This is a genomic window from Legionella santicrucis (genome assembly GCF_001468135.1).
GTDB classification, from domain to species: domain Bacteria; phylum Pseudomonadota; class Gammaproteobacteria; order Legionellales; family Legionellaceae; genus Legionella; species Legionella santicrucis.
Genome location: NZ_LNYU01000048.1, coordinates 1 through 10,950 on the forward strand (window position 1 = coordinate 1; position 10,950 = coordinate 10,950).

Sequence of the window (10,950 nt, forward strand, 5' to 3'; positions counted from 1 at the left end):
CAATACCAAATTGTTTCTAAAATATTTAGCTTGTATTTCTATTAAACCTACAAAAGGCTGATTTTAAAAAATTGTCCCGTATAAAGTTGAATTCAAAGAACAACCTTTGTATAGGACAAAAATTAGGAATATAGTCTTTGCGAGAATGAGCGAAGCAATTTAGAACGAACTTTGATTAGTAAAAACCTAAATGAGTATCCATTGTTGAGGGAGTACAATTACCCTAATAATTCTTATTGCTATTTTGAACATCAACGAGCCTTCGGTGATACTAATGACTCTGAGTTTAATTCATCAACTGTTTTTTGCTCTCTCGCTTCTTTAAATAAGGATAAAGCTTTTTTATATTTACTTACAGTTTGATTTGCATCTAGATTAGGTTGATTTATTTTAAGAATGTTTAAATATTCTTTGTATATCTTTCCAAGTCTTCCATCTTTTAACGCATGTATATTTTTTCTTGTAAGTTCCAGATCAATATTCCCATCTATTAATTCCATCAATTTATTAGCCGCATCCAATTTTATAGATTTAATAGTTCGTTCAAGTAATGCATTAAGAGGAACACAAGAGTATTTCTGTGTATTTCGATTATTGATGTAGCTTTCTAAGTCACTTTTTAAAATTTCATGGGCTACATTCTTTATAGATTTCTGAGCTTTAGCATAAGCCCATGGCTCACTTTTAAAATCACCTTTTTTATTTATAAGAAGCTGTTGTAATTCACGAAGCGCAGTCATTTTTTGTGGTGATTCGTCGCACGATAATTTTATTACATTAGTGGCTTTTAACATAACCTTGCTCAACAAATTTGCTTCAGTTGAGTGCTTTATAATCGATATGTATTCTTCAATCGAAGGCCTTGCTATAATAGGCATATCTATAGTTTTAGATAAAATATGAGCAGAAACATTTTCTAATAGTTCTTTTACTTTTCCTGAAGCAGCATTTGACATGCATTTTAACCCAATCTCTAAACATCTTTGAGGTGAGTATATTTGTGGCTCTTTTTTATCTCTTGCCTCTAAAAAATATTCTACTGCCGCTGCAGTTTCTGCCACCGTATGAAAATCACCTCTTTCATAGCTTGGAATCAAAACCGCTCCAGCCAGCTTTCTAACATGATCTGCATTGTCAATCCAATTATTTTGGTTTCGCATATACAACTTATCTATCACGGATAAGCTTAGCGGTGCTGTACCAGAAACATGGCCTCTGATGGGAATGTTTCCATCATGGGCCCCTGCTGCCCATGTCCGTACCTCACTTGTTGGATCGGGATTAGCTCTATACAATTTATCATCCAATGCTTCTTGGAGTTTTTGTTCCTCATATTCAACATCTGAAACAACTGATACATCATCCGCAACACCTACAACATAGATATCCGGTTTGGTAGAGTCATCGGTTACATTATCAACATCTCTCATTGCATAAGCAGTCTCCCCGATAAATGGCACAAGAGAACCATCAAAAATTTCATGGACTTTCTGATACATAATAAATCCATTTTGGTTCTCATCTGGAATAGAAGGAGAATGCGCAGTATGTTGATTAGTGACTCTATATCCAATTGCTGAACAAACTGAATCAATAGCCGTAATTAGTCTACTCGATGTTATGATTGATGGATCTTGATTAAAAAACTCCTTAAAACTCGCCCCATTTATGAAAGATCCCCTAGCAGTTGGAGCACCATCCATTAACCATTCTATTTCTTTATTAGGCATATTTATGAATTCATCTTTTATCATTTGATGCAGATTACAAAGTTGTTGTAAAACTTCCCCATTAACATTTCTCATAATCGTCCGAGACATTTTATGAGTTAAATCCTTTATTTCTCCGTGATTGGGATGTAAAGTATTTTCATCTTTTTTATAGCCAAAGTGAGCTAATTCATCTAACACATCTTCGATTGCTATTGATTTTTCCTGATTTGGGTACATAGCTCGCTCCGAAAATAATTTCCACCAATTTAATGGTATTATTTTATACATCCAGAGCGATATATATCCAATCAATTGTATTTATTTGTCATATAAGATTTCTAAATATCTTGCTGATAACTGGGTTATTAGAGTGACTGAAAAATAAGAGTCGTAGCATAGCTTTTTGGTTGAGCTGTAGAATAACATCAGTCAGCACCCCTAATATTTAGGGTACCAACATGATTTATTTTTCTTCAAATGCAACTAAAATAGGGCATGACGCTGAATCAGCTTTTTTACACTCTTTTATTAAGCGGTAAAGGGACTCTCGTGCCTGCGTGAGTTCAGCAATTTGGATATCCAGCTTTGTAATACGGTTTTGAGCAATACTTCTCACACGTTCACGATCATTCTGTGCATCGAGATCTAATAATTCTTTTATTTCCTTTAGAGTAAAACCGGCTTTTTTTGCTGAAAGAATAAACCGTAAACGGCGGATATCATGATCACCATAACGCCTGACTTTTCCCGAGATAAATTCTTTTGCAAGTGGTGGGTACTAAGGATCCCTTGTCGTTGGTAATAACGTATCGTTTCTACCCCTACTCCACATAATTTAGCAAATTCACCGATTGTTTTATTATTCATTACTTGACTCCGTACTATAGTACATACTTTATATTATTTATAAGCTATGAATCAATGTGGCGCATGTATTGAAGTCACTACTCAATTTCTTTAATGCAATATTTATACATTAAATTTATTCGTTAACTTATCAGGAGCAGTTCATGCGGTATTTATTTTTTCTATTATATTTAGGGTTGATGCTGAACGGAACCTTATCCTACGCTCAAAGACAGCACTCCCATTCCCACCAATACCCTCTTAAAAATGAGACGAGCAACCGTAACATTAAAATTTCTCTTGAAAAAACACCCAATATACTCATCGCCAATAAACCAATAACTATCAGGTTTCAATTGCTAAAAGATAATAAAGCCCTCGCGTTTGATGAGTTAAAAGAAGTGCATACCAAGAAAATTCATGTATTAATCATTGATCCCTCTCTTAGTGATTATCATCATGTTCACCCTATGATAGATAGTGAAAAACAAGATTTTGTATTTCACTTTACCCCAAAAAAGACTGGCTCTTATCAAATGTGGGTGGATATTACTCCCATCCAAACCAATAAGCAGGGGTTTTTAGTGGCTGATTTAGGCACTTCTTCCAAAAATCCATTAGTTAAAGAAAAAGTTGTATTAAATACTACGATGAACCCTTATAAATTCACTTTGAAACTAGACAGCAAACCTAAAGCAGGACAGGAAGTTATGGCAACCATTACTGTTACAAAGAATGGCAAACCATTCACCAAGCTTGAACCTGTAATGGGCGCATTTGCTCATGTTGTTGGTTTTAGTGGTGATCATTCATCAATTCTTCATATTCATCCTATGGGAAAAGAACCCACTAAGAAATCCGATCGCGGTGGTGCTGAACTAATGTTTCATATAGGGCTTAAAAAAACCGGCTTTGTTAAATTATTTGCGCAATTTCGGATTAATGAACAAGATGTATATGTTCCTTTTGCAATTAGAGTGAGTTAGAAAAAATTGATAGTGAGTAAGACTTCATTGCAATATATTCCACGCTCTATGATTTGATTATATCGTGGGGAGGGCAATATCCACATAATGGACATTATCACCCTCTCTCCTCAAGCCAATATTAATAAACTGTGAATTCAAAATCAGTATCTTAACTTTATGTTTCTCATCGGAAAAATCAAACATCTTGACAATAAACATTGCGCACTGTAAAAATTAAAGCATTAGTAGGAAGTGAAAAGGATCATGTTATGGAAGGAAAACTAGAGCTTTATCAGCAGGAAATTAATTCTCAAACTCAAGCGATTTTTGCGCGTCTAGAATACTATCGTAAGGCCATGTTTGAAATAAAGAAATTATTAAAGGATTATTTCTTTAACACATGGCGAACACAAAGACTTACAGAGATTGCCCAAGGAGATGAGGTCGTTTTTAGTTTTAATATGGTCCAAAAAGCCATGGAAAATTGTTTGGTTGATGAGACCCTATTAGTAGAAACTGCACAAAGAATTTCCGAAGACACCGAAAATCCAAGCCTTATAGCTGCTTTTGATCCTTATGTTTTAAAAAGTGGTTTACCATTGGAATTAAATCAAGAAGAAGGTTTGTTTCTCTTTAAACCCGAAAAACCATATACACCTATGGCACAAGTTTTTATGCGTCAATTTGCTTATGCTCTAAGTATTTATCGTGTATGTTTAGGCCTTTGCGAAACTTATTGTGCTATTTATAGTTACCAAGGAATAGAAACCAAACAACAGAAAGATTACATTGAGTACGCAAATTTTTTAAAACAACAACTTAATGAAGAAGTTGATTTAATTTCTTTAAATCAAGAAGTAAAAAAAATTGAAAATGAAATCTTAAACTTGCTCTGCACTGAAAAAGTTCATGAAGGATTAGATCAATTTAAGAAAGATATCGATACGCTTAAAATTAAATTAGTTACATTATTGGAATCTGGAGCAAATCATTTACAAGATTCCTATAAAGAATTCCCTAACAATCCTATATTATGGATACTTCATGATCGGAGTTGGCACGCATTACTTAAAACGATTTCAGGCCTCCTTTACGCACAGCAATATAACTATTCTACATTGTATGGCACATTAGAAATTAAGAAAGAATTCATTAGCTTAATTAAAGCAGAAATAGAACAATTTGATACTGCTATAGTAGCAAAAACTCCTTTACTTAAAATTGAATTATTAAAAAAAGGAGCAAAACTTATTAATGAAATAAAAATTGATGTACTTGCTGAGATTGCTGAGAAAAAAATAGAAATGATCGAAGCACCCAAAGTCGGCATCTCTTCTTCTTCCATATCTAATAATATTTATGGACTCTATTTTGCTTATCATAACAGTCAGTTAACCAATAAAGACGATGTTGAAGAAGAACACGTTGAAAAAGATGAAAAAGCACAAGCTTTTGTAAATAAATATTGACCACCAATGTCTATCTACAAGCCTGTTTTACAGTGTGTCTAATTCCTATTTTTCTGTAGCCCGGATTAGACAAAACTCTCTAATCCTGGCCACACTGCTTATGACGCTATTAATCTTGAAATAAACAACCATTGCTTCTTTCCATTAATTATTTTACTCAAAAAATAATCGCATGTCTTTATGTGGGATCCCTGCATCCATGTATTCATCACTACATACCAGAAAACCCAATTTTTCATAAAATGGGATAGCATAAGCTTGCGAACTTAATTTAATTTTTTTTATTAAGGTACGTTTCTGAAGATCAGACAATATAAATCGCATGAGCGCAAACCCTAGTCCTTTTCCTTGATACTCGTCCAATATAGCTACTCGCTCGATTTTTGCAAAATCCTCTACATACCTCACTCGGGCCGTCCCAGCTGGTTGCTCATTAGACAATAAAAGATAGTGATCACTTTCGTCATCTTTTCCATCCACATCCTCACGTAAAGGAACATGCTGGCCTTCAACAAACACCTTAAAGCGAATCTGCAAACATTTTTTAATATCCTCATCAGAAGAGATTTTTTTTATAAAAATTGCCATATCAGGATCCATTTTGATTTATTGCTCATTATACTTAATTTAACGGTCAACCTACTAGTACGATAAGGTATACGAGACATAAAATTGAGTTCGATACTCTCTATTTGCCTCAATACGCTTGGATATTTTTAAAGGACGGCGTATCAAAAAAGACACACTGGAAAATGATACAGCATCTCTTTAACTGCTAATTATCACAAGGAGTTTGACAATCTATAAACAGACTTATCCACAGAAAATGTGCATAACTTAGAAAAGCAGACTCCATTTAAAGTACATAAAACCTTGATAAAACCAAGACATTAAGAATGCTTTTAAAGTTGATTAAATATTAGGATGAAAGAAATATCCACAAGATTAGACATTTGGAAAGAATGAAAGCGTGAACATTTTAAACAAACAAAAATTAAAAAAATAGTCTTGACTTGAACTATTTTTCTTTTTGATAAATCCTTTCATGATTCCTTGGCAAAACAGTTTGAACGGAATAGTACTTCACAACTTGCACTGTAACGAAAAAATTTAGCTTATGTCATAGGTTTCAATTGGATGTTTCTCCTTATTTTGAGTATTACTGAGATTTAAATTGGAACAGACTTCGAAAAAGTTACTCCGTTGCTCTTTTTCTAAATATTTTAAATAGGATGAAACCTCATCATAGACGGTTGGAATCTTAATATCTTGTTCGCTTAATAAGTCATAATTGGCACAAGAAGAAACAAATTGGAGCATTGTGTTAAAATATCCTTCTATATTAACCAGTCCAAACGGTTTTTTAATAACTCCTATTTTGATAGCGCACCAAGTTTCGAATAGCTCATCGAATGTACCAATCCCCCCAGGCATCGCTACCAACTGCGATGATTTTTCATGAATTAAACGTTTTCGTTCATACATAGAGCTTACTATATGTAATTCATCTAAAAACTCGCTTGGCGTCTCTATTTTAGCAAGGTGTTCAGTAGTTATCCCAATAACTATTCCACCATGAGATTTAACCGTTTTAGCAAGAAGTCCCATTAAACCAGTTCCCCCTCCACCATATACCACCGTATATCCGTGTTTAGCAATTCCTTTTCCTAAAGAGACAACAGCCTCTTTAAAAGATGGATTATTTCCCATACTTGATCCTAGATAAACGCCAATTGTTGGGGAAACAATTATTTTTGTATTATTCATAAATTAAATACCTCTTGCATATAACTAAACTATTTAAGATATTTTGAGAATTTTATCTTCGGTAGAAATTCTTCATTGCCAGTATCCGCAACTACTGAAGAAGTTTACTTAAAATAGATTCATTAATTATTGTTAGGCATGCTATTCGTAAGACTCTAGATTTTATAATGTAGTTGGGACCCAATAGATCGGGCTTATTTTTTTCTCAAAGTTACTTATATTTTCCAATGTTGTTGATGCAATGTTCTGTATCGCCTCTTGAGTGAAAAAACCCTGATGGCCAGTAATAAGTACATTCGGAAAAGTTTGTAACCTACAAAATACGTCATCATCAATGATTTCGTTGGAGTGATTTTCAAAAAATAATGGCTCCTCTTCTTCATATACATCGATTCCAAGATAACCTAATTTTTTACTTTTTAATGCCACGATAACTGCTTTGGTATCAAGAAGTTTTCCTCGGCCAGTGTTAATGAGCATTGCGCCTGGTTTCATTTTTTCTAAAGCTTGAGAATCGATGAGATGGTATGTATTGTCATTTAACGGGCAATTTAGACTGACTATATCTGAATTTTCCAATAACGTGTCTAAACTCACATAGCTTACACCAAGTTTGATGCAACACTCATTTTGTTGCGGGTCAAAAGCAATGATTTTACAACCAAAACCATTAAGAATATTTGCTAGTGCAGTTCCTATTTGTCCTGTACCGATAATTCCTATTGTTTTTTGGTACACGTTAAATCCCATTAATCCATTGAGAGAAAAGTCGCCCTCTCGTACTCTATTATGGGCATGGTGAATTTTTCTATTGAGGCATAAAATTAATGCTATTGTGTGTTCTGCAATTGCTTGTGGTGAATAGGAGGGAACCCTACATATACTTATCCCTTTCTCCTGTGCGTAAGTATAATCAACATGGTTATATCCCGCAGAGCGCAAAGCAATTAGCTGAACGCCGCGCTCACAAAGCCCATCAATTACGCTGACATTAATGGAGTCATTCACAAAACAGCATACTACATCCGTTGAAGCAACAGCACCTATGCTTTCTGAATTCAAATGAAAATCAAAATAATTAATTTCATGATGATGAAATTGATTTATTTGCTCGAAAATAGGTCGTTCATATTTTTGTGTGCTAAAAAATGAAATTTTCATAATATTTAATAAATAGGTAAAGGTCTGTTTTTACCTTAATCCATAGGCTCGTTATCATTGGTGGGATTATAGTGTAGGTTATCTAAAATCCAATAAGATTTTTTCTATCGATATTTCTATAGTTCTGAATATCATGCTATACAATTAAATAAGCAATTGACAAAATTTTTTTAAATTTCTTAACTGTACGTTGATAAAATTATGGCTCGTAATTTTAAAATTAGCATACGCATTAGTATTATGGCCTTATTTGTCTTTTTATTAAGTCTGATAGGCTTTACTATCATTGGTATTAATTATCTCGCTTTCAATAAGGTTCTTAATAATAGTGCAAAAAACTTGATTGCAAAAACATCTTTGTTCGTTAACGAACGATTTCAGGCCTATTTAGATCCCTTAAATCATAGTCTAATAGAAATAAGAAATGCAATTAGTATTAGTAAAGATATTATCAATTCTAATAAACAGAAGTTATTTGAGCAATTTCTTTTCGAAATAATCCAAAATAACCCAGACATATTTATGATTCACTATGGAGCTGCAAATGGCGATTTCTTTAATATAAATAGAGAAGAAAAAAGAGGGTTGCAATTAATCCACACGGTAAACTCTAAACCTCCTTTTGTTAACATTCGTTATGAATTAGATCAACAAGGAAAAATAATTAAAAAAGAATCGATCACTATTCCCTATGATCCCAGAAACCGTCCTTGGTACCAAGAGGTTGTACACAATAAAAAACTGATATGGACCAACACATATAAATTTTATTTGTTTGGTAAAAGACCAGGTGTTGCTGTTGCTGCTCCCGTATATGATAAAAATAATCATCTAAAAGGTGTTATTGCAATTGCTTTGACCACCAATCGCCTCCAACAATTTATAAAAGAGTTGGAACTAACGAAAAATACAATGATTTTTGTCATTAACAATGAATCAAATGTTATTGCCTTTCGTGATCCCCGAACTTCAGAAAATATTTTAGGAAAAAAGTTAGATCCTGATTTACTAAAAAAACTTAATATTCCATCAACGATACTCAATGAGCATTTTCATTCAAAAATACAATCCTATGCGTATGAACATCAAAGATATTTTTTCTCGTACCAACCGATAATAAATAAATTAGGGATAGAGCCTTGGCATATTTTAATTATTACTCCTGAAAATGATGTGATAAAGCCTCTAAAAAGTTTAAGTAAGGGCTACATCTTGTTAACTATTTTAGTTTTATTTATTGGAGCAATTTTAGTCCGCATCATCTCTCAGAAAATATCAAATCCCATCATTCAATTGGCCGAAGAATCAAAGAAAATCACTATGTTTAATCTTAAAGCCAAATTACCCGTAAAAACCATGATTAAAGAAATCACTTACTTGGATAAAGCATTATCTACCTTACGTTCGAGTTTAACTTCCTTTCAGCGTTATGTGCCTCACTCTTTAGTTAAAAAATTAGTACATACTGGAAAAATAGCTAAGGTTGGTGGTCAAAACCAAACAATTACTGTTTTATTTTCAGACATCAAGAACTTTACAACAATTTCAGAATCAACATCTCCTCAAAAACTAATGACTTATTTATCTGATTATTTTCAGTCAATGACAGAGGCTGTGATTCAACACGAAGGCACACTGGATAAATACATCGGTGATGCAGTTATGGCTATGTGGAATGCTCCTTCAAAAGATGAAGAACATGCGTTTCATGCTTGTGAAACTGCCAGAGTAATGCTGGAACGTCTTAAAAGATTAAATCAAAGGCATAAAACTGAGGGGTTTCCTGAATTTAACATTAGAATTGGTATTCACACTGGCGAGGCTGTTGTTGGTAATGTAGGGTCCGATGACCGACTTAGCTACACGGCCTTAGGTGATACAGTTAATTTAGCAAGTCGATTGGAATCAATAAGTAAAAATTATAATACGCAAATTATTGTTAGCCATACTACATTCAATCAAGTATCAGAGAAATTCAATTTTCGCTTTTTAGATGAAGTTGCCGTTCGCGGTAAACAAGAAAGCATTGCAATTTATGAGCTAATCACTGCTCAAAATCTTGAAAATATTGAGCAACACAAACAAGAATTTATAAAAGCATTTTCTCTCTATCAAAAAGGCTTATGGAAAAAAAGCATAGAAGCTTTTATGGCACTTACCCCTGCTTATCCAGGCGATCAATTAGCTTCAATCTATATTGAACGTTGTCAAATGTTAGCCCACTCATCACCTGCTCACTGGAGCGGTGTATGGCGCTACTAAATGTGAAAATGATTACATTCTTGTAACAATACGTTCGTCGATTTTCCTACATATAGATAGTATCAATAAAGCAAAGGATGAATTCACGGAAGTACAGTTTTAATATTATTGCAAAAAGCTTATTGAATTATGTTAAAAAAATTTAACATGGAATCAATTAAAATAGATTTATCCCTGGCCTGTTGACAAATATGGAAAAATTTTAATCAACTGTGGATAATGATCTAATTCTATATTTGCAATAGGTTATGTTATTTGTAGGCAAGGAATATTTAACCCTATTGAAATCAAAGAAAATTAAATTGAATTTTTAAAATAAGAAGCAGCACTGGCGACTAAAGTACGCGCTTATATCTTGACTATCGCCTGTATCCTTTAACGAGTATGTGACCAAATTTAGTTTTTATCACTTCTGAAGTAGATACATCACCTTCACTAAGTATATTTTTTCAGCTTTTGTACCCTGTTCATTTTTGACAGTTATATTTAACAATCAAAAGACTAAAATTAGGGCATATTAAAATGAGGAGAACCATTTTTTGGTTTGTTAATTAATACAAATATCAACCCTATGTGGTTAGTAAAAAGCTAATTTGGCCACCTCACATAATCTAACCTTAGAGAAAGAAATATGTCACCCTTGCCCATGCTGGATATTCTACAAGAGATCCAAACCATCCAGGAATTAAAACAAAAATCACTTGCCTATAGCGACAAAGCCAATGAGCTCATCGAGCGCATTCACCATGGGTATGGTGAAGAAGC

General features: G+C 33.4%; 9 protein-coding genes. 3 read left to right on the forward strand and 6 right to left on the reverse strand.

Annotation, left to right across the window (positions count from 1 at the left end; translation table 11 throughout):
• Nucleotides 1-251: 251 nt before the first annotated feature.
• The 3 genes from Lsan_RS09765 to Lsan_RS22970 form a co-directional block, all read right to left on the reverse strand.
• Complete coding sequence (locus Lsan_RS09765; RefSeq protein ID WP_157068297.1) at nt 252-2,000, reverse strand: hypothetical protein; 1,749 nt, start codon at nt 1,998-2,000, stop codon at nt 252-254.
• Between the two features lie 175 nt (nt 2,001-2,175).
• Entirely contained in the window at nt 2,176-2,466 is a 291-nt protein-coding gene (locus tag Lsan_RS22965; protein WP_337589276.1) for a MerR family DNA-binding protein, read from the reverse strand.
• The gene (locus tag Lsan_RS22970) at nt 2,379-2,579 is read right to left on the reverse strand and encodes a MerR family DNA-binding transcriptional regulator (RefSeq protein WP_237762098.1); all 201 of its coding nucleotides are present in this window, start codon (nt 2,577-2,579) and stop codon (nt 2,379-2,381) included. Before Lsan_RS22970 ends, Lsan_RS22965 begins: the two co-directional genes overlap by 88 nt.
• Before the next feature lie 143 nt (nt 2,580-2,722).
• Here Lsan_RS22970 and Lsan_RS09775 point away from each other — a divergent pair, with 143 nt between their 5' ends.
• Nucleotides 2,723-3,544, forward strand: a complete 822-nt coding sequence (locus tag Lsan_RS09775) for a hypothetical protein (RefSeq protein ID WP_058514217.1) — start codon at nt 2,723-2,725, stop codon at nt 3,542-3,544.
• A 251-nt stretch (nt 3,545-3,795) separates the two neighbouring features.
• Nucleotides 3,796-4,995, forward strand: coding sequence for a hypothetical protein (locus tag Lsan_RS09780; protein ID WP_058514218.1), 1,200 nt, complete (start codon nt 3,796-3,798; stop codon nt 4,993-4,995).
• Nucleotides 4,996-5,148: 153 nt separating this feature from the next.
• Here the strand turns inward: Lsan_RS09780 and Lsan_RS09785 are convergent, their stop codons facing one another.
• The 3 genes from Lsan_RS09785 to Lsan_RS09795 form a co-directional block, all read right to left on the reverse strand.
• Nucleotides 5,149-5,583: a GNAT family N-acetyltransferase gene (locus Lsan_RS09785; RefSeq protein WP_058514256.1), complete on the reverse strand. Its 435-nt coding sequence runs from the start codon at nt 5,581-5,583 to the stop codon at nt 5,149-5,151.
• 522 nt (nt 5,584-6,105) lie between these two features.
• Nucleotides 6,106-6,762 (reverse strand): LOG family protein, encoded by a 657-nt coding sequence (locus tag Lsan_RS09790; protein ID WP_058514219.1) that lies wholly within the window; start codon nt 6,760-6,762, stop codon nt 6,106-6,108.
• 162 nt (nt 6,763-6,924) lie between these two features.
• Nucleotides 6,925-7,923: a 2-hydroxyacid dehydrogenase gene (locus Lsan_RS09795; RefSeq protein WP_058514220.1), complete on the reverse strand. Its 999-nt coding sequence runs from the start codon at nt 7,921-7,923 to the stop codon at nt 6,925-6,927.
• Nucleotides 7,924-8,124: 201 nt separating this feature from the next.
• Here Lsan_RS09795 and Lsan_RS09800 point away from each other — a divergent pair, with 201 nt between their 5' ends.
• On the forward strand, nt 8,125-10,185 hold the full coding sequence (locus Lsan_RS09800; protein ID WP_058514221.1) for an adenylate/guanylate cyclase domain-containing protein: 2,061 nt from the start codon (nt 8,125-8,127) through the stop codon (nt 10,183-10,185).
• The last annotated feature ends 765 nt before the right edge of the window (nt 10,186-10,950 follow it).

What these genes read in the sequence shown, in the direction of transcription:
- Lsan_RS09775 (WP_058514217.1), top strand. Translation starts at nt 2,723, where the DNA reads ATGCGGTATTTATTTTTTCTATTATATTTAGGGTTGATGCTGAACGGA.
- Lsan_RS09785 (WP_058514256.1), bottom strand. Translation starts at nt 5,583, where the DNA reads ATGGCAATTTTTATAAAAAAAATCTCTTCTGATGAGGATATTAAAAAA.
- Lsan_RS09795 (WP_058514220.1), bottom strand. Translation starts at nt 7,923, where the DNA reads ATGAAAATTTCATTTTTTAGCACACAAAAATATGAACGACCTATTTTC.
- Lsan_RS09790 (WP_058514219.1), bottom strand. Translation starts at nt 6,762, where the DNA reads ATGAATAATACAAAAATAATTGTTTCCCCAACAATTGGCGTTTATCTA.
- Lsan_RS09800 (WP_058514221.1), top strand. Translation starts at nt 8,125, where the DNA reads ATGGCTCGTAATTTTAAAATTAGCATACGCATTAGTATTATGGCCTTA.
- Lsan_RS09780 (WP_058514218.1), top strand. Translation starts at nt 3,796, where the DNA reads ATGGAAGGAAAACTAGAGCTTTATCAGCAGGAAATTAATTCTCAAACT.
- Lsan_RS22970 (WP_237762098.1), bottom strand. Translation starts at nt 2,579, where the DNA reads ATGAATAATAAAACAATCGGTGAATTTGCTAAATTATGTGGAGTAGGG.
- Lsan_RS09765 (WP_157068297.1), bottom strand. Translation starts at nt 2,000, where the DNA reads ATGTATAAAATAATACCATTAAATTGGTGGAAATTATTTTCGGAGCGA.